Annotated in this window: 18 protein-coding genes; 10 read left to right on the top strand and 8 right to left on the bottom strand. The window is 67.2% G+C overall.

Features of this window, described 5'->3' with window-relative positions; all coding sequences use genetic code 11:
- Positions 1–44 precede the first annotated feature (44 nt).
- Both AC6LKG_RS01190 and AC6LKG_RS01185 read right to left on the bottom strand, forming a co-directional pair.
- A complete protein-coding gene (locus AC6LKG_RS01190) occupies positions 45–1019 on the bottom strand; it encodes a siderophore ABC transporter substrate-binding protein (RefSeq protein ID WP_498162083.1) in 975 nt (324 codons plus the stop codon).
- 65 nt (positions 1020–1084) lie between these two features.
- Positions 1085–3106: a ligand-gated channel protein gene (locus tag AC6LKG_RS01185; RefSeq protein ID WP_498162082.1), complete on the bottom strand. Its 2022-nt coding sequence runs from the start codon at positions 3104–3106 to the stop codon at positions 1085–1087.
- 223 nt (positions 3107–3329) lie between these two features.
- Here AC6LKG_RS01185 and AC6LKG_RS01180 point away from each other — a divergent pair, with 223 nt between their 5' ends.
- Positions 3330–4025 carry a response regulator gene (locus AC6LKG_RS01180; protein WP_498162136.1) on the top strand — a complete coding sequence of 232 codons (696 nt, stop codon included), beginning with the start codon at positions 3330–3332 and terminating at the stop codon, positions 4023–4025.
- Positions 4025–5419, top strand: coding sequence for a sensor histidine kinase (locus AC6LKG_RS01175; protein ID WP_498162080.1), 1395 nt, complete (start codon positions 4025–4027; stop codon positions 5417–5419). Before AC6LKG_RS01180 ends, AC6LKG_RS01175 begins: the two co-directional genes overlap by 1 nt.
- Positions 5420–5520: 101 nt before the next feature.
- On the opposite strand, the gene AC6LKG_RS01170 is transcribed toward AC6LKG_RS01175, so the two are convergent.
- The 3 genes from AC6LKG_RS01170 to AC6LKG_RS01160 all read right to left on the bottom strand — a co-directional run bounded on the left by AC6LKG_RS01170 (position 5521) and on the right by AC6LKG_RS01160 (position 8313).
- The gene (locus AC6LKG_RS01170; RefSeq protein ID WP_498162079.1) at positions 5521–6336 is read right to left on the bottom strand and encodes a TatD family hydrolase; all 816 of its coding nucleotides are present in this window, start codon (positions 6334–6336) and stop codon (positions 5521–5523) included.
- A gap of 62 nt (positions 6337–6398) precedes the next feature.
- On the bottom strand, positions 6399–7088 hold the full coding sequence (locus tag AC6LKG_RS01165; RefSeq protein WP_498162078.1) for an ABC transporter ATP-binding protein: 690 nt from the start codon (positions 7086–7088) through the stop codon (positions 6399–6401).
- A complete protein-coding gene (locus tag AC6LKG_RS01160) occupies positions 7081–8313 on the bottom strand; it encodes a lipoprotein-releasing ABC transporter permease subunit (RefSeq protein WP_498162135.1) in 1233 nt (410 codons plus the stop codon). Before AC6LKG_RS01160 ends, AC6LKG_RS01165 begins: the two co-directional genes overlap by 8 nt.
- Before the next feature lie 191 nt (positions 8314–8504).
- Between AC6LKG_RS01160 and AC6LKG_RS01155 the strand changes: the two genes are divergently transcribed.
- Positions 8505–9443, top strand: a complete 939-nt coding sequence (locus tag AC6LKG_RS01155; RefSeq protein ID WP_498162077.1) for a hypothetical protein — start codon at positions 8505–8507, stop codon at positions 9441–9443.
- Complete coding sequence (gene recJ / locus AC6LKG_RS01150) at positions 9425–11125, top strand: single-stranded-DNA-specific exonuclease RecJ (protein WP_498162075.1); 1701 nt, start codon at positions 9425–9427, stop codon at positions 11123–11125. Before AC6LKG_RS01155 ends, recJ begins: the two co-directional genes overlap by 19 nt.
- 90 nt (positions 11126–11215) lie before the next feature.
- Here the strand turns inward: recJ and AC6LKG_RS01145 are convergent, their stop codons facing one another.
- Together AC6LKG_RS01145 and AC6LKG_RS01140 are read right to left on the bottom strand one after the other, a co-directional pair.
- Entirely contained in the window at positions 11216–17101 is a 5886-nt protein-coding gene (locus AC6LKG_RS01145; RefSeq protein ID WP_498162074.1) for an autotransporter outer membrane beta-barrel domain-containing protein, read from the bottom strand.
- 62 nt (positions 17102–17163) lie between these two features.
- On the bottom strand, positions 17164–18474 hold the full coding sequence (locus AC6LKG_RS01140) for an MFS transporter (protein ID WP_498162073.1): 1311 nt from the start codon (positions 18472–18474) through the stop codon (positions 17164–17166).
- Positions 18475–18761: 287 nt separating this feature from the next.
- Here AC6LKG_RS01140 and prfB point away from each other — a divergent pair.
- The 4 genes from prfB to AC6LKG_RS01120 all read left to right on the top strand — a co-directional run bounded on the left by prfB (position 18762) and on the right by AC6LKG_RS01120 (position 22537).
- A protein-coding gene (gene prfB / locus AC6LKG_RS01135; RefSeq protein ID WP_498162072.1) for a peptide chain release factor 2 occupies positions 18762–19866 on the top strand; the annotation gives its coding sequence in 2 pieces (ribosomal slippage) (positions 18762–18842 and positions 18844–19866; 1104 coding nt in all).
- A 42-nt stretch (positions 19867–19908) separates the two neighbouring features.
- Positions 19909–20664 carry an SDR family oxidoreductase gene (locus AC6LKG_RS01130; RefSeq protein ID WP_498162070.1) on the top strand — a complete coding sequence of 252 codons (756 nt, stop codon included), beginning with the start codon at positions 19909–19911 and terminating at the stop codon, positions 20662–20664.
- Between the two features lie 10 nt (positions 20665–20674).
- Positions 20675–22198: a lysine--tRNA ligase gene (gene lysS / locus AC6LKG_RS01125; RefSeq protein ID WP_498162068.1), complete on the top strand. Its 1524-nt coding sequence runs from the start codon at positions 20675–20677 to the stop codon at positions 22196–22198.
- A 15-nt stretch (positions 22199–22213) separates the two neighbouring features.
- A complete protein-coding gene (locus tag AC6LKG_RS01120; protein ID WP_498162066.1) occupies positions 22214–22537 on the top strand; it encodes a preprotein translocase subunit TatB in 324 nt (107 codons plus the stop codon).
- A gap of 48 nt (positions 22538–22585) precedes the next feature.
- Here the strand turns inward: AC6LKG_RS01120 and pdxR are convergent, their stop codons facing one another.
- Positions 22586–24097 carry a MocR-like pyridoxine biosynthesis transcription factor PdxR gene (pdxR, locus tag AC6LKG_RS01115; protein ID WP_498162065.1) on the bottom strand — a complete coding sequence of 504 codons (1512 nt, stop codon included), beginning with the start codon at positions 24095–24097 and terminating at the stop codon, positions 22586–22588.
- A gap of 177 nt (positions 24098–24274) precedes the next feature.
- Here pdxR and AC6LKG_RS01110 point away from each other — a divergent pair, with 177 nt between their 5' ends.
- Positions 24275–25528, top strand: coding sequence for a benzoate/H(+) symporter BenE family transporter (locus tag AC6LKG_RS01110; protein ID WP_498162063.1), 1254 nt, complete (start codon positions 24275–24277; stop codon positions 25526–25528).
- Positions 25525–26343: a YggS family pyridoxal phosphate-dependent enzyme gene (locus AC6LKG_RS01105; RefSeq protein WP_498162062.1), complete on the top strand. Its 819-nt coding sequence runs from the start codon at positions 25525–25527 to the stop codon at positions 26341–26343. Before AC6LKG_RS01110 ends, AC6LKG_RS01105 begins: the two co-directional genes overlap by 4 nt.
- The last annotated feature ends 13 nt before the right edge of the window (positions 26344–26356 follow it).

The raw sequence follows: 26356 nt of genomic DNA, 5'->3' as shown, positions 1-26356 counted from the left end.
TGCTTCACCCGGCCGACTCCGACGCCATCCGATGGACCATGCGCTTACTTGGCGTCCGGCTTGGCGCCCGACAGCGCGCGGGCGATATCGTCCACGTTCTGCTGCATGGCCGTCAGGCCCGCACTGCCCAGCAGGTACCAGTTGTAGCCGTTCAGATAGACCACGCGCTGCTGCTTCCAGGCCTTGGTGGGGCGGATCAGATCGTTGTCCAGCATCCGCTGGGCCGAGGTGCCTTCGCGGCCGATGGCCGCGTCGCGGTCGATCACGAACAGCCAGTCGGGATCGGTCTGGGCAATGAACTCGAACGAGATCGCCTGGCCGTGGTTCGACACGTTCAGGTCCTGGGCGGCGGGCGCGAAGCCGAACGCGTCATGAATGACGCCGAAGCGCGAGCCGGGACCATAGGCGCTCATCTTGCCGCCAGTGGTCAGCACGATCAGCGCGGTGCCGGCCTTGCCCGCCTGGCCATGCAGCGCCGTGATCGAGGCGCGCAGCGCGTCCAGCTTTTCCCTGGCCTGGGTCTGTTTGCCATAGATGGCGGCCAGCGTTTCGGTGTTGCGCGTGACGCTGCCGACCAGATCCTTGGCGTCAACCGTCAGGTCGACCGTGGGCGCCAGTTTGGCCAATTCGTCGTACTTGGGCGCCGAACGGCCGGCCACGAAGATCACCTGCGGCTGGGCCGCGTGGATCACCTCGTAGTTGGGCTCGAACATGCTGCCGACCTTGAGGTAGCGCTTGTCGGCGTACTGGGCGAGCTGCGGCGGCAGCTTGGCGGCGCTGGGCACGCCGGCCACGTCCACGCCCAGCGCGTGCAGGGTGTCGAGCACGGCAAGGTCCAGCACCACGGCCTTGGCCGGGTTGGACGGCACGGCGGTCTCGCCGCGCGCGTGCTTGACCGGCACGCTCCGGGCCGCGTCCTGGGCCAGGCTCGGGGCGCTGGCGGCGCCCAGGGCCACGGCCGTGGTGGCACACGCCAGCCAGCGGCCGGCGCGCCCTGCCAAGGTTTGCTTCATCGTCATGCTTGTCTCTCCAGGTTGCGGGAATGCCGCCAGGCGGCGGCGCGTCCCGGTTGTTGCGCGCGGGCTCAGAACTTCACGCCCACGCCCAGCCAATAACGGCGGCCGTCTTCGACGTAGCCGTAGTCGTCGTAGCCGACCTGCTTGTCGAACAGGTTGTAGATGCCGGCGTACACCGACACCTTCTTGTTCACGGCATACGAGCCGCCCAGGTCGACGAAGGTGTACGACGGCGCCACCAGCGAGGTCGAGGACGGGCCGGTGATCGGCTGGCTTTCCTTGCCGCGGTAGTTGACGCGGGCCCACGCTTCGAGCGCGTCGGAGGCCTGCCAGTTGACCGTGGTGGTGAACAGGTGCTTGGGCAGCTGGTTCAGTGGCTGGCCCTGGTACTGGCCGGACTTCTGTTCCGACTTGGTGAAGGTGTAGCTGCTGGTCAGCGACCAGTCGCGGCCCAGCGGCAGCTTCAGGTTGGCCTCGACGCCGCGCGACACCGCCTTGTCCACGTTCATGTAGGTGGTGGGATTGGAGCCGAACTGGTTGGGGCCGTCGGTGCATTGCGACAGCGGGCACGCAACGCGGGTGATCTTGTCCTTGAAGTTGTTGTTGAACAGGGTCAGGCCGGCGTTCACGCCCTCGCCGTCGTCATACAGCAGGCCGATTTCCTGGGTCACCGACTTCTCGGGCGTCAGGTCGGGGTTGCCGTACATGTTGCCGCCGCGGCTGACCTGCCCCCAGCCGGCCACGGTCTGGCGCAGGTCGGGCGCGCGGAAACCGGTGGACACGCCGCCCTTCAGGGTCCAGCGCTCGGCCATGTGCCACACGCCGTACAGGCGCGGGCTGAAATGGCTGCCGAAGTTCTCGTCCTGATCCATGCGCAGGCCGCCGGTCAACGCGAAGCTTTCGACCAGGCGCCATTCGTCCTCGGCGAACAGCGCCCACTGGTAGCGCTCCACCTTGCTGGGCCCGCCGGCCAACTGGTTGCCGGTCCGGTCGGTCAGGCGCTGCGTCAGGTAGGTGCCGCCCAGCGTCAGCATGTGCGAACCCAGCGGCAGCGTCCAACTGGTCTGCAGATCGAGGTTCTTGATCTTCATCTGGCGCGAGCGGTTGTCGAACTCTTCCTGCTGCACGTAGCTGTCGGACACGCCCCAGCCCCAGCGGCCGGTGTGCGACAAGGCCCACTTGTTGCTGCGGTAGTCGGTTTCCGAAGAGGCCGGGCAACCCGTGCGCGGGCAGGCCACGCCCGGGGCCAGCGGGGCCACGGTCTTGCCCAGGGTGTTCTCGTACTTCTGGCGGCTGGACGTGGCTTCCAGCACGATGTCGTGGTCGCGGTTGGGCGTGAGCGCCAGCTTGGCGGTGATATTGGTGGCGTTGCGCTTGCGGTAGCCGTCGACGATCTTGTCTTCGTCGCGCTGGGTCGCCTGGCCGTAGATCTGCAGGCCAAGCAAGTCATTTTTGATCGGACCCGCCAGGTAGAAGTTGCCCTGGTAGATGTCGCCGGACTTGCTGCTTTCCTGGATGGTGGTGTCCATGCGGATTTCACCGACCCACTCATTGGGCACCTTGCGGGTGATGATGTTGATCACCCCACCCATGGCGTCGGAACCATACAGCGACGACATCGGCCCGCGCACCACCTCGATGCGCTCGATGGCCGAAATCGGCGGTGTCCAGCCGCCTTCGACGCCACTGGAATCCGAGTTGGTGCGGGTCTCGCGCGAATTCTGGCGCTTGCCGTCGATCAGGATCAGCGTGTACTTGGGCCCCATGCCGCGCAGACTGATGTCCTGGCGGTCGCCGCCGCCGGTGACGATCACGCCCGGCACCTCGACCAGGGCGTCGGTGACGTCGCGGTAGAACTTCTTTTCGAGATCCTGGCGCGTGATCACGCTGATCGAGGCCGGGGCGTCCTGGATCTGCTGTTCGTAGCCGCTGGCGGTGACCACCACGGTATCCAGCGTCCTGGCGTCGGCCGGCGCGGCCGACTGCGCCCAGGCCGCCGGACCCATGCCGAAGCCGGCGGCGCACAGGGCGGCGGCCAGGCGTGTGCGCGGGCCGAAGGCGCGGCGCGCGGCCAGATCGTTGCTGCTCATGATTTCAGACTCTCCCGTCCCGGAAGGGCCACGCCCGCGCGCAGCCTCGTTCCGCTTCAATTTTTAATGAAAACTATTCTCATATTAGAATTGAGGCCCTCCGGGGACTGCAACACGCTTTCCGCAACTTTTACTTTCTTCGCATTTCTTGACACTCCGGCCGCTGGCGAGCCGCTATGCTGCCGGGGCCACCGCATTCAAGCGCATGTCGATTCCACCTTCCATGACCCCGCGCCGCATCCTGCTGATCGATGATGACGTCGATCTGGCGCTGATGCTGCGCGAGTATCTCGAGCCCGGCCACCTTGCGCTGACGCTGGCGCACGACAGCGCCCAGGGTCTGCCGCTGGCAATGCAGGGTTGCTTCGATCTGGTCCTGCTCGACCTGATGCTGCCCGACGGCAACGGCCTGGACCTGCTGCGCCATCTGCGCCGCCATTCGCGCCGTCCCGTCATCATGTTCACCGCCCATGGCGGCGAAACCGACCGGGTGCTGGGGCTCGAACTGGGTGCTGACGACTACCTTGCCAAGCCTTTCAGCCCGCGTGAACTCAAGGCCCGCATCGGCGCGGTGCTGCGCCGCTTCGAGGAAAAGCCTGAACCCGCCCCACAGGAACTGAGCGTGGGCGCGCTGTCGCTGGACGCCGCCAGCGGCCGGGCGCGGCTGGGCGCGCAAGCGGTTCTGCTGACTGGCGCCGAGCAACGCATCCTCGAAATCCTGATGCGGGCCCCGGGCCAGGTAGTGGCGCGCGAGCAGATCAGCCTGTACGCGCTGGGCCGCGCCGCCGACCGCTACGACCGCAGCATCGACACCCACATCAGCAGCCTGCGCAAGAAGCTGCGGCTCGACCATGCCGCCGACGCCCCCGCCATCCGCAACCTGCGCGGACGGGGTTACGTCCTGGCCGGCGCGGCCTGATGCGCTGGCTGCCTGTCCGCTCGCTCTTCTGGCGCGCCTTCCTGACTTTCTGGGGCGCGATGGCCGTCATCCTGGTCTGCGGCATGATGCTGACCGCGACCGTGGCCTGGTACCGCGTCGATTCGCTCGACGGCCTGAACCCCGGCAACCTGACGCGCGACGCCGCCCAGATCGCGCGCAACGAAGGCGCAGACGGCCTGCGCCGCTGGCTCGAAGCCATGGACGCGCGCTATTCCGCGCTCAAGATCTACATCGTCGACGCGCGCGACCGCGACATCCTGGGCCGCCAGTTGCCAACCCGGCTGGGCGACTGGCTGGCCGCGTTCCGCGCCGCGCCCGACCCCGGCCTGGTCGCCGCCATCGACGTCCCTGCCGATCCGGCCGCGCTGCGCGTGTCCTGGTGGGACCCACAATTGCTCGCGCTGCCGGACCGCAGTGAACTGCTGATGCTGTTCCTGCCGTTCGACTCCTCGCACTGGGAGGTGCTGGGCCTGACGCCGGTCGCGCTGGGCCTGCTGCTGTTTGCGCTGGCGGTGACGGCGCCGTTCTGCTGGGCCCTGACACGCCATGTGGCCGCGCCGCTGGACCAATTGCGCGGCGCCGCGCGCGCCCTGGCCGCGGGCCGACTCGATACCCGCACTCCCGACACATTGTCCCTGCGCAAGGATGAGCTCGGCCTGCTGGCGCGCGATTTCGACGCCATGGCCGGCCGCCTGCAGGCACTGGTCGACACCCGCGAGCAACTGCTGCGCAACATTGCCCACGAACTGCGCTCGCCGCTGGCGCGGCTGCGCCTGGGCGTGGAACTGGCGCGCCGCAAGGACGAGCGCCTGGATGTGCAACTGGACCGCATCGAACGCGAATGCGAGCGGCTGGACGCGCTGGTCGGCAGCACCCTGAGGCTGGCGCGCATGGGCGCGCTGCCCCATCCCACCGAAACGCTGGATCTGACTGAAGTGGTCGACGACGTGGTGCAGGATGCGCGCTTCGAGGCCGGCGAACGCCATATCGCAATCCACTGGAACCGCCCGGCACCGCTGAGCATCGCCGCCGACCGCGACGGCCTGGCCAGCGCCATCGAAAACGTCTTGCGCAACGCCCTGCGTTTCGCGCCGTCGGGCGGCACGATCCAGGTACGCCTGCTGGCCGACGCCGGCGAAGCCTGCCTGGAAATCGAGGACAACGGCCCCGGCGTGCCGGAAAAGGAACTGGCCTACCTGTTCGAACCGTTCTACCAGAGCACCCCGGTCGCCGGCACGCCCCACGGCGGCGCCGGCCTGGGCCTGAGCATCGCGCGCGCCGCCGTGGCGGCCCACAAGGGCCGCATTTCGGCCCGCAACGTCGCGCCGCGCGGGCTGAGCGTGCGCATCGAACTGCCGCGCATGGCCGCCTGACCCACGCGGCCGCTTCGCCAGTGGTCGGGAATCAGTTGTCAGGAATCGGCCGTCGGTGATCGGTCGCCGCTGATCGGTCGCCGCAGATCGGTCGCCAGGGATCAGGCGTCGGCCAGGATGGCGGCCGACAGCCGCGGCAACACCCGCAGCGCATTGGCCGTGGTTGCCTGCGCCACCTGCGCCGGCGTGATACCGCGCAGTCCGGCCAGCACCTGGGCCATGCGGGCCAGCTCGCCCGGCCGGTTGCGCCGCTGCGGCGGATGCAGCCAGGCCGGCGGAATGTCCGGCGCGTCGGTTTCCAGCACAAGGTGGCGCAGATCGATGTCGGTGGCATGGCGGCGGATCTGCAACGCTCGCTCATAGGTCATGGCCCCGCCCAGTCCCAGCGCGAAACCCTGCTCGACAAAGGCCTGGGCCTGCTGCGCGCTGCCGTTGAAGGCGTGCGCGATGCCGCCGATGCGGTCGTGGCGCCGCAGGTACTTCAGCAGGATGTCCTGCGACTTGCGCACGTGCAGCAGCACCGGCAGCTTGAATTCCACCGCCATGGCCAGTTGGGCGGCGTAGAAACGTTCCTGGCGCGCGCGCGGCTCGCCCGAAGCGATTTCAGGCACGAAGAAATCAAGCCCGATCTCGCCGATGGCCACGAAGCGCGGGTCGCCCAGCGATTGCCGGATGGCCTCGCGCAAGGCATCCAGGTCGGCATCATCGGCGCGCTGCACATAAAGGGGATGAATGCCCAGCGCGTAGGCGCCGCCAGCCACCTGCCCCGCCAATTCGCGTACCACGGCGAAGTTGGCGCGCTCGACGGCGGGAATGACGATGGCCTGCACGCCGGCCTCGAGCGCATGCCCGGCCACCTCGCGGCGGTCGGCGTCGAACTCGGCGGCATCCAGGTGGCAATGGGTGTCGATCAGCATGGGCGCGGTCTCCTTGCCCGGGTATCTTGCCTGATTATCGCGCCCGCCGGCAGCGGCCGGCTTCAGCCCGAGACCAGCCGGCCGTTTTCCATCAGCAACTGGCGGTCGGCGCGCGCCGCCAGCTCCGGATCGTGGGTGACGATGGCGAATGCGGTGCCCGATTCGCGGTTGACCCGGGTCAGCAGCTCGAACATATTATGAGCGGTATGGCGGTCCAGGTTGCCGGTGGGTTCGTCCGCCAGCACGCACACCGGCCGCGTCACCAGCGCGCGCGCCAGCGCCACGCGCTGGCGTTCACCGCCCGACAACTGGCCCGGAAAATGTTCTTCGCGCGCCGCCAGGCCCACCAGGCCCAGCACCTCGCGCGCCGCCGCGCGCGCCTGGTCGCGGCTTTCGCGGCGCACGATCAGCGGCATGGCGACGTTGTCCAGCGCCGAGAATTCCGGCAGCAGGTGGTGGAACTGGTAAACGAAGCCCAGGCTGCGGTTGCGCACCTGACTCTTCCTGGCCTCGGACAGGCCCACGGCCAACTGGCCGTCGACCGAGACCGAACCGCTGCTGGGCACGTCCAGCAGGCCCAGGATGTGCAGCAGCGTGCTCTTGCCGGAGCCGGACGCGCCGACGATGGCGACCATCTCGCCGCGCGCCACCGTCAGGCTGACGTTGCTCAGCACCTCGATGCGGGCCGGGCCCTCGTCGTAGATCTTGACCAGCTTGTCGGCCTGCAGCGCGGGCGTCAGGGTATCAGTCATGGCGCAGCACCTGTGCGGGTTGCAGGCGCGAAGCGCGCCAACTGGGATACAAGGTCGCCAGCAGCGACAGCACCAGGGAGGTCACGCCGATGGTCACGATGTCGCCCACCTGCGGGTCGGACGGCAAGGCGCTGATGAAATAGATCTCGCGCGGCAGGAAGTGCACGCCCAGCAGGCGCTCGATGAACGGCACGATGACATCGACGTTGTAGGCAATGAGGATGCCGCCGGCCACGCCCAGCAGCGTGCCGATGACCCCGATCAGCGCGCCCTGCACCAGGAAGATGCGCGCCACTTCGCCCGGCCCGGCGCCCAGCGTGCGCAGGATGGCGATGTCCGATTGCTTGTCCTTGACCGCCATCACCAGCGACGACAGCAGGTTGAAGGCCGCCACGGCGACGATCAGCGCCAGGATCAGGAACATCATGCGCTTTTCGGTCTGCACGGCGGCGAACCAGGTGCGGTTGTTGCGCGACCAGTCGCTCGCCATGACGTACGGCGGCAGCACGTTGCGCAGCTCGGCGGCCACCTCGGGCGCCTTCTGCATGTCGGCGATGCGCAGACGCACCCCGGCGGTGCCGCTGTCGCGGAACACCTTGGCGGCATCTTCGTTGTCGACGAAGGCCAGCGAGGAATCGTATTCGTAGTGGCCCGACGAAAACACGCCGACCACGGTGAACTGGCGCATGCGCGGCGCAAAGCCGGCCGGGCTGATCGAGCCCTGCGGCGCCAGCATCAGCAGCGTATCGCCCACCTTCACGCCCATGCCGTCGGCCAGCTCGTTGCCCAGCACCACGCCGAAGCCGCCCGGCTTCAGGTCGGTCAGTTTGCCGGACACCATCTGCCGTGGCAGGTCCGAGACGTTGCCTTCGGTGGCCGGGTCGATGCCGCGCACCTGCACCCCGCGCAGGGCCTGGCCGCGCACCAGCATGCCCTGCGCCGCCACGAACGGGGCGCCGGCCTTGACCTCGGGATTGCGCTTGGCGGCATCGGCGAACTGCTGCCACTGCGCCAGCACCCGCTCGGGCGCGGCGCCCGGAACGTAGAGTTCGATGTGCGGCAGCACCGACAACATGCGGTCGCGGACCTCTTTCTGGAAGCCATTCATGACCGACAGCACCACGATCAGGGCGGCTACGCCCAACGCGATGCCGGCCATGGAACTGGCGGCGATGAAAGAGATGAAGCGATCGCGGCGTCCGCGTCGCTGGCGGATCCGGGCCAGCCCGGCATAGCGGGCGCCGATCCAGAGTTCGTAGGGTATTTTCAGCACGAGCGCATTATGGCATTAACCGGCCGCAAAACCGTCCCCGGAATGCGGGAATGGAAGACAAGCCGTGACAAGCTATGTGGCAATCCGAACCGGGCTTAGTTCCCGCATTGGGCTGCCTTCCGCCAGCGACTACAATCCCGGCCATGCTGATCGTCATCCCGGGCGCCCTGCCCGCCCTTCCCGTCGCCGCGGAACTGGCCAAGCTGCTGCCCGAGCGCGCCCCCACCCTGCACCAATGGCTGCAGACCGGCAGCGCCCGGGTCCAGGCCCACGATGTCCGCACCCAGGGCTGCACCGCGTTCGAAGCCTGGCAATTGCGCCGCGCCGGCTATGCCCCGGAACCCGGCCTGCTGCCGGGTGCCGGACTCGGCCCGCTGCTGGCCGCCGGACAGGCCGGCGACGGCCCGGTGTGGCTGGCCGAACTGGTCCACCTGGCACTGGGCACCGACCAAGCCACCCTGCTCGACCCGGCCCAGATGGACCTGCGCGATGCCGAGACCGCCGCGCTGCTGGAGAGCGCCCGGCCGCTGTTCGAAGACACCGGCTTCGCGGTAGAACCATTGACGGCCGCCCGCTGGCGCCTGCGCCTGCCGGACGGCCTGCGGCCCCAGACCGCCAGCCCGCTGGCGGTGGCCGGCCAGCGCCTGAACGACTGGTGGCGCCAGGACGCCGAAACGCGACCATGGCGCCGGTTGCTCAACGACATCCAGATGTCGTGGCACGAACACCCGGTCAACGAGGCCCGCGCCGCGCGCGGCCTGCCGCCCGTCAATGCCCTGTGGCTGTATGGCGGCGGCACCCCATGGACCATGGCGGCGTCCGGCTCGGAACAAGTCATCACCGATCTGGAAGGGCCGCACCGCGCTGGCGACTGGGCCGCCTGGCTCGACGCCCTGGCCGCGCTCGACCGGCGCCTGCAAGCGCTGGCCGGCCCCAAGGGCCTGCCGGACCAGCACGCCGAACTGCTGCTGCTGGGCGACGATCGCAGCGCCACCCTCACCCTGAAACCGCGCGGGGGCCTGCTCGGCTGGCTGCCCGCGCCCAAGAAAAACTGGAGCGCCTGGTGGTCTCACCCCGCTTAACCGTCCGCCGCGCCGACCTCGCCGCCTGCCACGCCCTGGAAGCCTCGGGCATCCACCCGCTGCTGGCGCGCCTGTGGGCCGCGCGCGGCGTCACCCATCCCGACCAGACCAGGCTGGCCTGGCCCTCGATGCTGCCGCCGGCCGGCCTGACGCACTCGGCGCACGCCGCCGGCGTGCTGGCCGACGCCATCGAGGCCGGCAAGAAGCTGCTGATCGTGGCCGACTACGATTGCGACGGCGCCACCGCCTGCGCCGTGGGCCTGCGCGCCCTGTCGGCCATGGGCGCCGACGTCGACTTCCTGGTGCCGAACCGCTTCGAGACCGGCTACGGCCTGTCGCCCGCCGTGGTCGAGCTGGCCTGCCGCCACCGCGCCGGCAAGCCCGACATCATCATCACCGTGGACAATGGCATCGCCAGCGTCGACGGGGTGGCCGCGGCCAATGCCGCCGGCATCGGCGTGGTGATCACCGACCACCACCTGCCCGGCGACACGCTGCCGGACGCCCTGGCCATCGTCAACCCGAACCAACCGGGCTGCGGCTTCCCGTCCAAGAACCTGGCCGGCGTCGGCGTCATCTTCTACATGATGCTGGCGCTGCGCGCCGAGCTGCGCCGCCGCGGCGTCTACGCCCCCGATGGCGGGCCGCGCCTGGATGCGCTGTCCGACCTGGTGGCGCTGGGCACCGTGGCCGACGTGGTCAAGCTCGATGCCAACAACCGCCTGCTGGTGACGCAGGGCCTGCAGCGCATGCGCAGCGGCCGCCTGCAACCCGGCCTGCGCGCCCTGTTCGCCGTGGCCGGCCGCGAGCCGCGCGCCGCCAACGGCTTCGACCTGGGCTTCGCGCTCGGTCCGCGCATCAACGCCGCCGGCCGCCTGGCCGACATGAGCCTGGGCATCGCCTGCCTCACCACCGACGACGAGGCCCAGGCGCTGGAGATGGCGCGCGAGCTGGACAACATCAACCGCGAGCGCCGCACCATCGAGGCCGAGATGCGCGAACAGGCCATGGCCGCCATGGAGGCGTCCGACGCCGCGCCCGGCGCCACGGTCTGCGTGTTCGACCCCGGCTGGCACCAGGGCGTGGTCGGCCTGGTGGCCTCGCGCCTGAAGGAAAAATTCTGGCGCCCCACCCTGGCCTTCGCGCCTGCCGGCGACGACGAGATCCGTGGCTCGGGCCGCTCGATTCCCGACGTGCACCTGCGCGACGTGCTGGACCTGGTTTCCAAGCGCCACCCCAACCTGATCCGCAAGTTCGGCGGCCACGCCATGGCGGCCGGCCTGACGCTGGGCCGTCAGGATTTCCCGGCCTTCGCCCCCGCCTTCGATGCCGCCGTGCGCGAACTGACCGGGCGCGACAGCTTCGAGCCGGTCATCGAGACCGACGGCTCGCTGGAATCCGGCTACGCCAATGCCGAGGTTGCCGGCCTGTTGCAGCAACAGGTGTGGGGCGCGGGTTTCGCCGCGCCGCTGTTCCTGGACGAGTTCGTGGTGCGCAACCAGCGCCTGGTCGGCGAAAAGCACCTGAAGCTGTCGCTGGAGCGCGGCCAGCAGCGCTTCGACGCCATCTGGTTCGGCCACGACCAGTCCTTGCCCGAACGCATCCAGGCGGCCTACCGCCTGGAGCAGAACGTGTGGAACGGGATGGTGTCGGTGCAGTTGGTGATCGAACACGCCGGGTGATGTTGCGCCACCCCGCGCCCGCGGCGCGGGCCGGCCGCGCGCCCTGCAGCCGCATGGGTGCGCCCAGGCCGGGCGCACCCTCCCCCGGGCTCAGAACCGATACTTCAGGCTCAGGCCGCCCTGGGTGTCGCGGTAGCCATGGTCGCCCTGTTGATGGGTGACGTTGGCTGACAGCGCAAGGTTGTCGCTCAGGTTGCCCGAAACGCCAATCCTGGCTTCGCCGACGTTCTCCGCGCCCAGAATCCAGTTGCGATTGGCGCCCATCGCGACCCCGTACTTGTTGGTGTTGTGCAACCAGTTCAATTCGAGGGCGGTTTCGACCTGGCCGGCAAGGCTGGCGCCGGCGGCGGCCGATTTGCTGACCATGGCCAGGCGAGCCCCGAGGCGGGTCTGGATGTTGCCATCGCCTTCGCCCTTGACCACGGTCGGGCCCGCGTCCTGCTGCACGAAAGTCCTGGCCTTGACGCCGCCGTACATGATCTGCGCTTGCGGCCGCACGCTCAAATGGTGTTCGCGGCCGCCGTCATTGCCGAAGGACGCCATGTCGATGGCATAACCGGCCTCGATCGACGCGGTCACACCCTCGGCCTTGTACTTCTCCTTGAGGCCGCTGCCTTGGGCGCTGTTGTCGAAGTCGTTGTAAAGCAGCCAACCATCGACGTAGGCGCCGCGATGGCTTTGGCCGTCCTGGTACCAGGTGCCATACACGCCGGCGCTATAGCCGTCGACCTGCCCACGGGCGTTGCCGGTGGCGGCGTTGCGGGTCTTGCTGCGCTGTTGGCCATGGCCGGCCATGATGCCGACACGCCATGCATCCCGGCCGTTGATACTGCCGGCGATGATCGAGCCACCCAATTGCAGCAGGCTGCGGTCGGCACTGAAGCGGTTTTCACCGTCGAACATCATGCCGTGCGTGGTTCCCCCAGCAACCCGGGCCCACACCCGGCCGCGCGCGCCGGTGACCGGGTCCACGGATTCGCCGCTTTCGCGGTCGCTCAAGCTGGTATTGAACAGCGTGTTCGCCGCAAGCAGGTTGCTGGCGTAGGCGCCGAACAAGGGGCTGACGTTGTGATTGCGGATGTCGTCGGAGCCCGGTGACGCTTGCTTGGCGCTGGTCAGATACCAGATGCCGTTGGCTTTATTCTCGCTGTTTTCCTTGCTGTTGAGCGCATAGACATACCCCCCGGCGGTGACGTCGTTGGCAAGCACGAAGGTATCGGTGCCGCTCGCGCCCCCGGCGACGGTGATAAGGGTGATGCCGTCCACGGTTTGACCACCCGCACCGCCTTCATTTTCGACGGTCACCAAGGTCTTGCCGGTGGCCACGCCTTGAATGATGAGCTGGTCGGCGGGACTGCTGTCGTCGCCCAGCACCACGCCCAGCGTCACCGCGCTGCCATCCTTGCCTTCCCAATCGCCGTCGATGGTGAGGGTCTGGATGGCGCAAGTGTCGCAGTTCTTCAGATTGAGCATGCCGCTGTTGAGGAACTTGCCCATCACGCCGTCGATGCCGAGCTTGAGGACGACCGGGGTGGCTACCGGCGTGCCGTTGGCCTGCACATCGTTGAATACCAGAATTCCCTGGTTATCGATCCCGGCGAAATTCTGGTTCGTCGCCCCCAGATTGAGCCTGGCGCCCGGCCGGATGGTCACATTGCTGGTATTGGCAATTGCGTTGACGACCGCGGTCTTGAGCGTGCCTGCCTCGACGGTGGTGGCGCCGGAATAGGTGCTGGCGGCCGCCAGTTCCAGCGTGCCCGCACCCTTTTTGATCAGGGTTTTGCCGTCCCACTTGAAATCGTTGGCGGCCGCATCCACCCCCGCCACATCGGACAGCGTCGTCGCCAGCTTGAACGTGCCGTTTTCGGCGATGGTGAAGTTGCCGCTGGATTTATTCTTGTCGTTCTCATTCCAACGGAGCGTGTAGCTGAGTTCCAGCTTCTTGCCGTCGCCCGTCGCGACCCTCAGGCGAGGCGTCAGATAGTCGATCTCGGTCGCGCTCGTATCGACGACGGTGACCTTGGGCGTGCCGTTGAGATGAATGCCGTTGGTATCGTTGCCAGCCGGCCCGGTGGCGGGCAGGGCCAGGATCACCCGCGGCGTGCCCAGCGCTTCGCTGCTGGCAGGCGGATGGGCGTCAGTCAGCTTGATGGGATCGTCGGCGGCGATATTCAGGTTTCCATCTTCATTGATGTAGTCCTTCAGGTTGTCGGCGCCAGGCATCTCCCCTGTCGTGAGGGTGAGCGGCTTTGTCGACGGAATCGTCGAAAAGAACGTGTCCGCCAAGCTGCTCAATACCCAAATGCCCTCGTTGATCTTGCCGGTCGCGTCCTTTCTGCCTTGCCGGAGCTTGTAGACGTAGCCGCCCGCGGTGACCGGGCCGTCCAGCACGAAGGCATTGGCCTGGCTGCTGCCAGTGGTGATGAGGGTGATACCGCCATCGGCGGTGGTTTCGCCCCCCGCGCCGCCGACATTGCGGACCTTGACCCGGGTGGTGCCGGTGACCGCGCCAGTGATGTCGACTGTGTCGGTGATGCTGTCATCGCCGGCCAGCATGGCGGTCAGGGAAATCAAGCTGCCGGCGCCGCCGACCCAATCGCCCTGGACGTGGAAGGTCTTGCCAACGGTGTCATCGCCGGTGTCGAGTTCGAGCAAGCCGGCGTTACTGACGTTGCCGGTCAGGCTCATCGGGCTGGCGCCCTGCTTGCCCTCGCCCCTGTCGTTGAACGCGATGATGCCGCGATTGGTGATCGTGCCGCGAGTGTTTCCGCCCACGGATTGGGCATAGCCGCCCAGGTTGAGCGTGGCCCCCTCGGCAATCGTCAGATTGGCGCTGGTGGCGAAAACATTTTCGGCGCCGGCTTTCAGTTCGCCCTGGTTGATGATCGTGGCGCCGGAGTAGCGGTTGGCGGCTGTCAGTACCAGCGTGCCCGCGCCGTTCTTGGTCAGGGTCTTGCCATCCCAGGGTGTGGTGCTGTTGGTGTTAGCGCCCGCGTCGGCCAACGCGGCGCCAAGCTCGAAGCTGCCGCCGCCAACGGTGAAGGTGCCGTGCGCCTTATCGGCCGCTTCATTCCAACTCAGTTTGTAGCCGGCTTGCAGTGTCTTGCCGTCCTGCGATCTGGAGACATTGGCCGTCAAGTAATCTGGCTGCGCCGCGCCATTGAGAGTGACGTTGGGCAAATCGCCCTTGATGGCGCCGGTGACGCTTGCGATCCCGACGCCGCTTTTCTCTGGCTCGGTGATGCCGGGCATCGCCATGTCGAGGGTCACGCCCTCGGCGAAGATCATGTCTCCGTCTGCATTGACGACGTACTTGGCCTTCTCTTCGGCGGTCAGTTCCCTGGAGAAATCGAACGGCAGCGTGGCGCCTGCCGCGATCGTGGGAAGGGTGACATTGTCACTGTCCGGCTGCTGGTCGACAGGCGGGACTTCCTGCGGCCCGGGAACAGACGGGGCGGCCGGAGGCACATCGCCATCATTATTCTTGGCGCTGCTCAGATACCAGACTTTGTGGTTGGCCGAATCGGCCTTATTCAGAAGCGAATAGACCAGGCCATTGGCGGTGATGGTGTCGGTGCTCAGGGCGAAAGCGCCATTTTCGCTACCGTCGCCCGCGGTGATCAGGGTGATCCCGTTCGTGGTGCCCGTCTTCCCGGCGCCACTGATATTGCGCACCTGGACTTTGGTGGAACCGGTGGCGGCACCCGTGATGTCGACCCTGTCGGTGACACTGTCGTCGCCGTCGCCCAGGACGGCAGCCAGTTTGATCAGGCTGTTGGTGCCGCCGACCCAATCACCGATGATCTTCAGTGTCTTGCCAACGGCATTGTCGCCGTTGTCGAGATCGAGTGTGCCGGCGTTGACCAGGTTGCCTGCCAGGCTCACCGAGTTCGTGCCTGCCTTGCCCGCATTCATGCTGTTGAACAGGATGGTGCCGTTGTTGGTGATGGCCCCGCCTGTGCTTACCGCCTGGGAGAATCCGCCGAGGTTCAATGTGCCATCCGCGGCAATCGTCAGCGCGCTGCTTTTCGCAAACGCGTCCGCCACCCCGGCCTTCAGCATCCCCGCGTTGATGGTGGTGGGGCCGGTATACAGGTTAGCCGCCGTCAGTTGCAACACGCCCGGGCCTGCCTTGGTCAGGCTCTTGCCATCCCACGGCGCGGCGGTGCTTGTGTTCGCACTCACATCGGCCAATACCGCGCCCAAGGTGAAATCGCCGCCTTCGGCAATCGTGAAGGTACCGTGTGCCTTGGCGGGGTCTTCGAGCCAGCTGAGCTTGTAGGTGGCCTGGTAGCCGATGGGGTGGGCCGCTATCACAGGCAGGAGCGGGAGCATCCCGCCGAATGTGTCCTGCTTGTCGACCTCCTCTTGGGTCCGCTCCCCGCCCATTGCAATGCCGGATGCGAACGTCAGGTAATCGACCGGCGACGTGTCGGTGACGACAATGCCGCCGACGGCAGTCTTGGCGAAATCGCCCTCGACGAAGACTTCCGATTCGACTTGATTCTGGGTAACAAACAGCAACTGATCGGTCGCGCTGCCATCGGTGATACCGGCCAGGTTGAACGTCGTGCCGGTTCTACTGATGGTGGCCTTGCTGTTATTGAGGATAAGCCGCAGATTTTCCGGACTGCTGGATTTCGTGCCGTCGCCTTTGAGCGTGCTGCGGGCAATGACGGAGAAGGTGCTGCCATCCTTGAAGACCAGGTCGCCGATCCGGGTCAAGCCCTTTCCCGACACCATCAGCGTAGCGCCCTCGCCAATGGCGAGTTGCGGCATGCGCATGCGATTTATCACGGCAGCCGAATCGTCGGCGGGAAACAAGGTGGCCGCCAGCTTACCGCGCTGTGGCCCTTGCTTGATGTCGGCGAAACCTGTTTGGTACGTTCCGTTCAAATCAATCCACTCTGCCGCATTATTCAAGATATGCAGCGAACTGCTGGATGAGCCGACAGGCGCATCCAGCACCACGCTGCCGTTGATGGTGGATCCCCGCTCGAGCGTGAGCAGGTTGTTGCCGCCGGTGAAGTGGAGAGCCTCCCCATAGCGGCCATGGACCCCGCTTTCCTGGGCCTCGCCTCCTGCCGTGCCAATGCCCTGCCGCCCAAAACCGGGCGTTCCAGCGCTGATTGATCCTGCGGGCGTGGCATCGGTAAACACAATGTCCAGGTCACTGCCCACAATGGCGGCACCGCCATCGCCACCATTGCCGCCCTTCACCGGCGAAGCGCCTCCCTCGACAGCGCCGCGGCCATTCATGCCATGGCTGCCTGCGCCGCCCCTGACTGAACCGCCGCCGATGACGATGCGGAGATTGCTGCCATGAATGGCATCCGCGCCGCGGGCGCCATTTTCGCCAACCTTGACGGCCGCGGTCCCCGCCGCGCCGCCAACCAGCGGGCTGTTTACCCGCACCACGTTGTTGTCGCGCAGCGAACCGTCTTGCGTGGTGAAGACATACGCCGTCTCGCCATCGGTCGCGGACGCATAGGGCAGCCCGACGCCACTGCCGTTGCTGCCATTCAGCCCGGGGGGCTGCGCCGCCAAGAACGGCGTGTTGTCCTTGGTCAGCAGAATGTTCTGCGTGGCGGCACGGTTCGCCGGCGTTTCCCCTGGCACTTCCGCCGCATGCACCCACCCCGCCTGCCCCGATAGGGCCAGGGCGACGTAGAGGGCGGTGGTAGTTTTGCGGGGGATGAAACGCCTGGCTTTGGTGTGGCTCCGGGTTGGCCGGGTCGGCAGGCGGAAAGCGGCGCGCGAGGAAGCAAGGGTCATGATGATTTTGAACTCCGCGGCCGCCACGGCCAGAATGACCAAGGCCAAGCCGCAAAATTGCCAGGGGAAAATAATTGAATGCGAATGATTCGCGTACGCAACACGAAACAGCATTTTCGACACAAAACGGGCGGAAAGTTTCGTTGTCGCCTCGAAGCAAGACCAAATGACGCTCGGCGCCATAAAAGAAAACGGGCGCATCCATGCGGATGCGCCCGTTTCGCTAGCGGCCCCATCAAGCGGGGGCCGCGCGCGCGGCCACGCTACTTGTTGACCAGCCTGGCCGGCTGCGCCAGCGCCACCAGTGCGCCGACCACCAGGCACGCCGACAGCATGTACAGGCCGGTGTTGGTGGTGCCGGTCATGTCCTTGAGCCAGCCCACCAGGTAGGGGCTGACGAAGCCCGCCAGGTTGCCCACCGAGTTGATCAGCGCGATCCCGGCCGCAGCGGCGGTGCCGCCCAGCAGCGCGGTCGGCAGGCTCCAGAACAGCGGCAGCACCGTGCAGATGCCGATGTTGGCCACCGTCAGCGCCAGGATGGCCAGCGCCGTGTTGCCGCTCCAGACCGCCGAGAACAGCAGGCCCAGCGCGCCGCACAACGCCGGAATCGCCACATGCCAGCGGCGCTCGCGATTGCGGTCGGAATTGCGCGCGATCAGGATCATGCCGATCACCGCGAACAGATTTGGCACCGCCGTCAGCAGGCCAATCGCCAGCGGGCTCTGCACGCCGGTGCTCTTGATCAGCGTCGGCATCCAGAACCCCACGCCGTACAGCCCCATTACGAACGAGAAATAGATCAGCGCCATGGCCCACACCCGCGGTCGCGTCAAGGCGGCGCGGATCGGCGGGTCTTCCTTGTGCTGTTCCTCGGCGGCAATGTTGCGGATCAGCAGCGCCTTTTCATTGGCCGTCAGCCACTTGGCCTTGTTGATGCGGTCGTCCAGGTAGATCAGCACCAGCACGCCGATGATCACCGACGGAATGCCTTCCAGCAGGAACAGCCACTGCCAGCCCGACAGGCCGTGGGTGCCATGGAAAGTGCCCATGATCCAGCCGGAGATCGGACCGCCGATCAGGCCCGACATCGGCACCGCCGTCATGAAGAAGGTGGTGATGCGGCCACGGCGGGCGGCAGGGTACCAGTAGGTCAGATACAGGATGATGCCGGGAAAGAAGCCGGCCTCGGCCGCGCCCAGCAGGAAGCGCAGGAAATAGAACATGTGCACGCTGGACACGAACAGCATGCAGGCCGAGATGACGCCCCAGGTGATCATGATGCGCGCGATCCAGATACGCGCGCCGACTTTATGGAGGATGACGTTGCTGGGGATCTCGAACAGGAAATAGCCAATGAAGAAGATGCCCGCGCCCAACCCGTAGACCGTCTCGCTGAACCGCAGCTCCTGCAGCATCTGCAGTTTGGCGAAGCCCACGTTGACGCGGTCCAGATAGGCCACGACATAGCAGACCACCAGCAGCGGCAGCAGCCGCCACCCCACTTTGCGGTAGATCCGGTCTTCCTGCTCGGCCGGGATCGCCGGCGCGACCCCGGGGGCCATAGTATGTTCCATCGACGTCTCCTCCTCTGGCGGGATAGGCCGGCTATTCACCGGCGGCTTGCGCGGTCCCGCGTCCCTGGCTGGGGAACATCCGGGCCGGCTCGCCAAGCCTAGAACCCGAGAGTTGACAAAACTCTGAACAACTCGACGCGCCGGGTACAAACTTTGACGGCCGCGCCCGCCGCCGCCCTGGCACGGCCCGGCGCCGGGCCGCGGCCCCCACGCCCGGCCAACCGCCACGGAGTGGCTCCAACCACGGTAAAATGTCCGGTTTCGCACAAAAGTCATCAGGAATCATCATGGAAGCCGAACGTCAGAACCAGCTCGCAGCCCGCCTCGCCGACTACGCGGAGCGCGAACAGGCTCTACGGAGGTATCTTTGACTACGATGCCAAAGCCGAACGCCTGCAAGTCGTAAACGCCGAACTCGAAGACCCGGCGGTCTGGAACGACCCCAAGCACGCCCAGGACCTGGGCCGTGAAAAGAAATCCCTCGAAGACGTGGTCGAGACCCTCACCGCGCTCGGCTCGGGCCTGGCCGACTCGAACGAATTGTTCGAACTGGCCGCCGCCGACGACGATGACGCCACGCTCGAATCTATCGAGCAGGACGCCAACGGCTTCCAGGAAAAACTCGAAAGCCTGGAATTCCGCCGCATGTTCTCGAACCCGGCCGATCCGCTGAACTGCTTCCTGGACATCCAGGCGGGCGCGGGCGGCACGGAAGCGCAGGACTGGGCCTCGATGCTGCTGCGCCAGTACCTCAAGTACGCCGAGCGCAAGGGTTTCAAGGCCGAAGTGCTGGAAGAATCCGAAGGCGAAGTGGCCGGCATCAAGTCCGCCACCATCAAGCTCGAGGGCGAATACGCCTTCGGCTACCTGCGCACGGAAACCGGCGTGCACCGCCTGGTGCGCAAGAGCCCGTTCGACTCGTCGGGCGGCCGCCACACCTCGTTCGCCAGCGTGTTCGTCTACCCCGAGGTCGACGATTCCTTCGAAGTCGAAGTGAATCCGGCCGACCTGCGCGTGGACACCTATCGCGCCTCGGGCGCGGGCGGCCAGCACATCAACAAGACCGACTCGGCCGTGCGCCTGACGCACATCCCGACCGGCATCGTGGTGCAGTGCCAGAACGACCGCTCGCAGCACCGCAACCGCGCCGAAGCGATGCAGATGCTCAAGTCCAAGCTGTACGAACTGGAAATGCGCAACCGCATGGCCGAGCAGCAGAAACTGGAAGACTCCAAGACCGACGTGGGCTGGGGCCACCAGATCCGCTCGTACGTGCTGGACCAGAGCCGCATCAAGGACCTGCGCACCAACGTCGAAATCTCCAACACGCAGAAAGTGCTGGACGGCGACCTGGATCCCTTCATCCAGGCCAGCCTCAAGCAAGGCGTGTAAGTTCCGCGATACTTCCGTCCACCGTACCCCGAGGGTTCACGCATGTCCGACACCATCGCAATTCTCACCGGCGCCTCGCGCGGCATCGGCGCCGCCATGGCGCGCGGCCTGGCCAAACCGGGCACCCGCCTGATCACCCTGGCGCGCCGCGAAGACCCCGAGCTGGCCGCCTACGCCCGCTCGCGGGACGTGCAACTGGAACAACTGTCCGTGGACCTCTCGGACCTGGCCGCGGCCGTAGCGGCCGCGCGCCGCATCTGCGACGCGCTGCCGCGCGACGCGGGCCGCTACCTGCTCATCAACAACGCCGGCACCGTGCACCCCGTGGCCGGCACCGACGCGCTGATCGACGGTCCGGCAATCGCCGCCGCCTTCAACCTGAACGTCACGGCCGTGATGCTGTTGACCGCGCGCTTCCTGGCCGCGGTCGAAGACCTGAAGGCCGACCGCCGCGTGCTCAACATCTCGTCCGGCGCCGGCCGCAATCCCAACGCCGGCTGGGGCGTGTATTGCGCCACCAAGGCCGCGCTCGACATGTACTCGCGCGTGGTCAAGCAGGAGCAGGGCGAAGGCGGCGCGCGCATCGTCTCGCTGGCTCCCGGCATCGTCGACACCGACATGCAGGTGGCCATCCGTTCCAGCGATCCCAAGAGCTTCCCGGCGCTGGCCAAGTTCCAGGACTTCCACGCCAGCGGCAAGCTGTCCGCCCCCGCCGATGTGGCCGCCCGCATCCTCGCCTACCTGGATCGCGACGATTTCGGCAGCACCGAAATCGACGACATCCGCAATTACGACTGATCCCCCGACCATGACCGACCACACGACCGCTCCGGCCCCCGCCCAGGATGAAAACCGCTTGATCGCCGAACGGCGCGCCAAGCTGGCCAAACTGCGCGAGACCGGGGTCGCGTATCCCAACGATTTCGTCCCCGACGCCCGCGCCGCCGCCCTGCACGACAAGTACGACGACCAGACGCAGGAAGCCCTGGCCGCCGCGCCCGTCACCGTCAAGGTCGCCGGCCGCATGATGCTCAAGCGCGTCATGGGCAAGGCCAGCTTCGCCACGCTGCAGGACAGCACCGGCCGCATCCAGATCTACCTGGACCGCGGCACGCTCGGCGAAGACAGCTACGCCGCGTTCAAGCAATGGGACATCGGCGACATCATCGCGATCGAAGGGTCGGTCTTCAAGACCAACAAGGGCGAACTGTCGGTGCACGCCGCCACGGCGCGCCTGCTGTCCAAGTCGCTGCGCCCGCTGCCGGACAAGTTCCACGGCGTGGCCGACCAGGAACTGCGCTACCGCCAGCGCTACGTCGACCTCATCATGACCGACGCCACGCGCCGCACCTTCGAGGCGCGCAGCAAGGCCGTGGGCAGCATCCGCCAGTTCATGCTGAACGCCGGCTTCCTCGAAGTCGAAACGCCCATGCTGCACCCGATCCCGGGCGGCGCGGCGGCCAAGCCCTTCGTCACGCATCACAACGCGCTGGACATGGAAATGTTCCTGCGCATCGCGCCCGAGCTCTATCTCAAGCGCCTCATCGTCGGCGGCTTCGAGCGCGTGTTCGAGGTCAACCGCAACTTCCGCAATGAAGGCGTGAGCCCGCGCCACAATCCGGAATTCACGATGATGGAGTTCTACGCAGCCTACGCGGACTACCGCTGGCTGATGGACTTCACCGAGGAACTGATCCGCCAGGCCGCCATCTCGGCCACCGGCAGCGCCGTGCTGACCTACCAGGAACGCGAACTGGATCTGTCCAAGCCGTTCGACCGCCTGACCATCTGCGAAGCCATCCTCAAGTACGCCCCGGGCTACACCCAGGCGCAGCTGGACGACCCGGCCTTCGTGCGCGCCGAGCTCAAGAAGCTGGGCGCCGACGCCGACGGCCCGGTGCTGTCGCGCGCCGGCCTGGGCGCGCTGCAACTGGCGCTGTTCGAGGAAACGGCTGAAGCCAAGCTGTGGAACCCCACGTACATCATCGACTACCCGGTCGAAGTGTCGCCGCTGGCGCGCGCCTCCGATACCCGCGAAGGCATCACCGAGCGCTTCGAGCTGTTCATGACCGGCCGCGAGATCGCCAACGGCTTCTCCGAGCTGAACGATCCCGAGGACCAGGCCGAGCGTTTCCGCTCGCAGGTCGAGGCCAAGGACGCCGGCGACGAAGAAGCGATGTACTACGACGCCGACTACATCCGCGCGCTGGAATACGGCATGCCGCCGACGGGCGGCTGCGGCATCGGCATCGACCGTCTTGTCATGCTGCTGACCGACAGCCCCAGCATCCGCGACGTCATTCTCTTCCCGCACCTGCGTCGTGAAGACTAAGACGCGGGCGGCATCGTGATCATCAAGATCCTGATGCTGGCGGCGGTGGTTGCCGCCCTGTTCTACATGGTGATGCAGCCACGCCGCGGACGCGGTGGCTACCAAGGTGGCGCCGCGCCCGCGCGCCGGGCGCCGCTGTTCATCGCGCTGTGCCTGGCCACCGCGCTGGCGCTGACCGGTGCGCTGGTCACGGCGGTACTTTGGATGGGCAGCGTCGCTGGCGGCGTGACCGGCGGCGGCTACCACGGCGAAGCCGATTTCCTGCTGACCATCGCCGGCGTCCTGCTGGCGATGGCCGTGGCCTGCGGCGTCGGCGCGTTTCTCAAACGCAAGGGCTGACCCGGCGGGCAGGCGTGGGGCCACCCCGCCGCCCCCCTGCGCCCTGCCCTACCCCTTTCTCTTTATCGCGCCCGCCAGTCGCCGCATGGCGCCATCGATCTCGTGCGCGCTGAGCGAGGCGTAGCCTAGCAGCCAGCCCTGTAGCGCCGCCGTCCCCGCATACAGCCGCGCCAGCCCCGGCAGCACCAGCCCGGCCTGCGCGGCGCGGCGCACGGTGTCCGCCTCCGACCAGCCGGGCTCCAGCAGGCAAGGCACCTGCAACCCGCCCTGCGGACGCAGCGCGCGCGCCACGCCCGCCAGGTGTTCGCCGACCGCCTCCAGCATGGCCTCGCGCCGCGCCGCGTACAGCTTGCGCATGGCTCGCACGTGGGCGTTGTAATGGCCGTCGGCCATGAAGCGCGCGAGGGTCAGTTGCAGGATCTGCGGCGTATGGCCATCGACGATGCTGCGCGCGCGGCTGAAGGCGCCGACCAGCTCGTCCGGCAAGGCCATGTAGCCCATCCGCAGCCCAGGATAGAGCGTCTTGCTGAAGGTGCCCAGGTAAATGGTGCGGCCGTGCCGGTCCAGCCCTTGCACACACGCGGTCGGCAGGCCGTCATAGTGAAATTCGCTGTCGTAGTCGTCTTCGATGATCCATTTGCCGTTTTCGGCCGCCCAGCGGATCAGGTCCAGCCGGCGCGCCAGCGACAGCGTCGCGCCGGTCGGATACTGATGCGACGGCGTCACATAGACGCAGCTGGCGCCGCTGCGGTCGACCCGCAGCAGGTCGGTGCGAATCCCGTGCGCATCGACGTCGATCGGCACCACCCTGGCCTCGGCGAATTCAAAGGCCTTGCGGGCGCCGAAGTAGCCCGGGTTCTCCAGCAGGATCGGCTTGCCGGCATCCGCCAGCAACTGCGCGCACAGGAACAGCGCCTGCCGCGTGCTGCTGAGCACCACAATCTGCTCGGCGCGGACCTTGGCGCCGCGCTCCAGGTTCAGGTAGGTCGCGATCGCGCGGCGCAAGGGCTCGGCGCCTTGTGGATCGCCGTGCAGCAGCACATGGCCGCGATGGTCCTTCATCACCTGCCGCTGCAAGCGTTCCCACACGTCCGTCGGAAAGGTGCGAGTCTCGGGCAGGCCAGTGGCGAACGCCTGGATCGTCTGCTGGTCGGCCACGCCGCCGCTGTCGAAGATCGCGCGGCCGCGCCGGCTCAGGCCGGCCGCGGGCGCGGACGGTTGCGGCGCCGCCGCGCGGCGTTCGCGCTGCGGGGCGCGGCGCCGCGCCGAACCACGCAGTTCAGTGCCGATGGTCTCGGACACATAGCTGCCCGAGCCCTTGCGCCGCGCGATGAAACCGTCACGCTGCAACTGCACGTAGGCGTTCTCGACCGTGTCGCGGGCCACCCCCAGCGACTGCGCCAGCGCGCGGGTGGCGGGCAGCTTCACGCCGGGATCCAGGTCACCGTCCAACACCAGCGCGCGCAAGGCGCGCTGAATGCGCAGGTGCAGGTCGAGCGGCTTCAGGTCGGCGTCGCCCATGCGGATCTTCAGCGTCTCAAGCGCGAAGGTCTTGCTCATATGGTCTGCCCAAAAGCACAGAAAGGGTCACCGACAGCCGACCATTCCAGGTAAGGCAGGAATGTGGGAACAAAAAAAGTGGTCTGGCACATATTGCCAAAGTGTACTGCCTTGACAGTCCAATGCCGCGCTACAAAGTGGTCTGCCATTCAACCTTTCCCGCCTCCCACCGCACCCATGTCATCGCCAAGTGCCTCTTCCCTGTTTCCGCGCGATCTCGTCCATCCCATCGTCGCCGGCCTGATCTCGGTCATCGTCAACTACGGCGGCACCTTCATCCTGGTATTCCAGGCCGCCAAGGTCGCCGGCCTCAGTCCGGCGCTCACGGCCTCGTGGGTCTGGTCGGTGTCGATCGGCGTGGGCGTCACCGGGATCCTGCTGAGCTGGCTCAGCCGCGAACCGGTCATTACCGCGTGGTCCACGCCCGCCGCCGCGTTCCTGGTCACGGCCCTGGCCACCACGCCGTATGCCGAAGCCATCGGCGCCTACCTGATCTCTGCCGCCGCCTTCGTCGTGCTCGGGTTGTCCGGCTATTTCGACAAGGTCATCCGCCTGATTCCCCCGGGCGTGGCCGCCGGCCTGCTGGCCGGCATCCTGCTGCCATTCGGCATCGGCGCCTTCGGCGGCATGAGCCTGGACCCGTTGCTGGTCGGCTGGCTGATCCTGGCCTACGTCGCGCTCAAGCGCTACACGGCGCGCTATGCCGTGGTCGGCATCCTGGTGTCAGGCCTGGCGCTGCTGCTGGCGCAGGACCGGGTCGACCTGTCTGGGCTGCGGCTGGAATTCGCCGCGCCCGTTTTCACCGCGCCCACGTTCTCGCTCAACGGACTGCTGAGCGTGGCGTTGCCGCTGTTCCTCATCACGCTGACCGGCCAATACATGCCCGGCATGCTGGTGCTGCGCAATGACGGCTTCAAGACCAGCGCCAACCCCATCGTCACCATCACCGGGCTGGGGTCGCTGCTGATGGCGCCGTTTGGCTCGCATGCCTTCAACCTGGCCGCGATCACTGCCGCCATCTGCACCGGCAAGGAAGCGCACGACGATCCAGCCAAGCGCTGGGTCGCGGGCATCGCCGCCGGCATCTTCTACATCGTGGTGGGCGTGTTCGGCGTGACCCTGGCCGCCGTGTTCATGGCCCTGCCCGCCAGCTTCATTACCACCCTGGCCGGCCTGGCCCTGCTGGGCACCATCGGCGGCAGCCTGGCCAGCGCCCTGGCCGATCCCAACACGCGCGAAGCCTCGCTCATCACTTTCCTGGCGGCCGCCGCCAACATCAAGCTGTTCGGCATCGGCGGCGCCTTCTGGGGCCTGGTGATCGGCTTGCTCGCCCACGCCGTGCTCAATGGTCGCCTGCCGCGACGCCTGCGTTCGTCCCGCTACGCTGATCTGCCGCGCCCCGAATCCGCCGGCAAGGGCATGGTGAAATGATGATGCCCCCGCTCGATCCCGCGCAGGCCGCCCCCGACACGCAGACCCGTCACGACCAGCACGGCCGCTATCCCCAGGCCCTAAGCGTCGAGGACTTCCGCCACAACCTGGCCACGATCCACGCGCGCATGGCGGCCGCCTGCCATCGAGTCGGGCGCGACCCGGCCAGCGTGCGCCTGTTGCCGGTCAGCAAGACCATGGACGAATCGCGCATCCGGTTGGCCCATGCCGCCGGCTGCCGCCTGCTGGGCGAGAACAAGATCCAGGAAGCCCATCGCAAATGGGAGAACACCACGGACCTGGCCGGCCTGCGCTGGTCGGTCATCGGTCACTTGCAGACCAACAAGGCCAAGCTCATGGCGCTGTTCGCCAGCGAGTTCCAGGCTCTGGACAGCCTGCGCCTGGCCGAAGCGCTGGACCGCCGCCTGCAAGCGGAAGGCCGCGCGCTGGACGTGTATGTGCAGGTCAACACTTCTGGCGAGCCCAGCAAATATGGCCTGGCGCCCGACGAGGTGGCCGCCTTCCTCCAGGCGCTGCCCGCGTTTTCTTCCCTGCGGGTGCGTGGCTTCATGACGCTGGCGCTGTTCTCCCGCGAGGCCGAGCGCGTGCGCCAATGCTTCGTGCTGCTACGCGGCCTGCGCGACCGCCTGCGCCAGCAGGCGCCGGCCGGCATCAGCCTGGACGAACTGTCGATGGGTATGTCCGGCGATTTCGAGATCGCCATCGAGGAAGGCGCCACCGTCGTGCGCGTCGGCCAGGCGATCTTCGGCGCCCGCGCGTTGCCGGACAGCCATTACTGGCCCGGCGCTGCGTAACCTGCGCAGCGGG

The organism is Achromobacter sp. 46006, assembly GCF_059761975.1.
The sequence above is the reverse complement of the archived record's forward strand: the minus strand, read 5'-3'. Positions and strand labels throughout refer to the sequence as shown.

Excerpts from the sequence above, each read along its gene's own strand:
- AC6LKG_RS01145 (WP_498162074.1), bottom strand. The coding sequence starts at position 17,101 with ATGCGCCCGTTTTCTTTTATGGCGCCGAGCGTCATTTGGTCTTGCTTC.
- pdxR (WP_498162065.1), bottom strand. The coding sequence starts at position 24,097 with ATGAGCAAGACCTTCGCGCTTGAGACGCTGAAGATCCGCATGGGCGAC.
- AC6LKG_RS01110 (WP_498162063.1), top strand. The coding sequence starts at position 24,275 with ATGTCATCGCCAAGTGCCTCTTCCCTGTTTCCGCGCGATCTCGTCCAT.
- AC6LKG_RS01140 (WP_498162073.1), bottom strand. The coding sequence starts at position 18,474 with ATGGAACATACTATGGCCCCCGGGGTCGCGCCGGCGATCCCGGCCGAG.
- AC6LKG_RS01185 (WP_498162082.1), bottom strand. The coding sequence starts at position 3,106 with ATGAGCAGCAACGATCTGGCCGCGCGCCGCGCCTTCGGCCCGCGCACA.
- AC6LKG_RS01190 (WP_498162083.1), bottom strand. The coding sequence starts at position 1,019 with ATGACGATGAAGCAAACCTTGGCAGGGCGCGCCGGCCGCTGGCTGGCG.
- AC6LKG_RS01130 (WP_498162070.1), top strand. The coding sequence starts at position 19,909 with ATGTCCGACACCATCGCAATTCTCACCGGCGCCTCGCGCGGCATCGGC.
- AC6LKG_RS01180 (WP_498162136.1), top strand. The coding sequence starts at position 3,330 with ATGACCCCGCGCCGCATCCTGCTGATCGATGATGACGTCGATCTGGCG.
- AC6LKG_RS01105 (WP_498162062.1), top strand. The coding sequence starts at position 25,525 with ATGATGATGCCCCCGCTCGATCCCGCGCAGGCCGCCCCCGACACGCAG.
- AC6LKG_RS01175 (WP_498162080.1), top strand. The coding sequence starts at position 4,025 with ATGCGCTGGCTGCCTGTCCGCTCGCTCTTCTGGCGCGCCTTCCTGACT.
- AC6LKG_RS01155 (WP_498162077.1), top strand. The coding sequence starts at position 8,505 with ATGCTGATCGTCATCCCGGGCGCCCTGCCCGCCCTTCCCGTCGCCGCG.
- AC6LKG_RS01165 (WP_498162078.1), bottom strand. The coding sequence starts at position 7,088 with ATGACTGATACCCTGACGCCCGCGCTGCAGGCCGACAAGCTGGTCAAG.
- AC6LKG_RS01170 (WP_498162079.1), bottom strand. The coding sequence starts at position 6,336 with ATGCTGATCGACACCCATTGCCACCTGGATGCCGCCGAGTTCGACGCC.
- lysS (WP_498162068.1), top strand. The coding sequence starts at position 20,675 with ATGACCGACCACACGACCGCTCCGGCCCCCGCCCAGGATGAAAACCGC.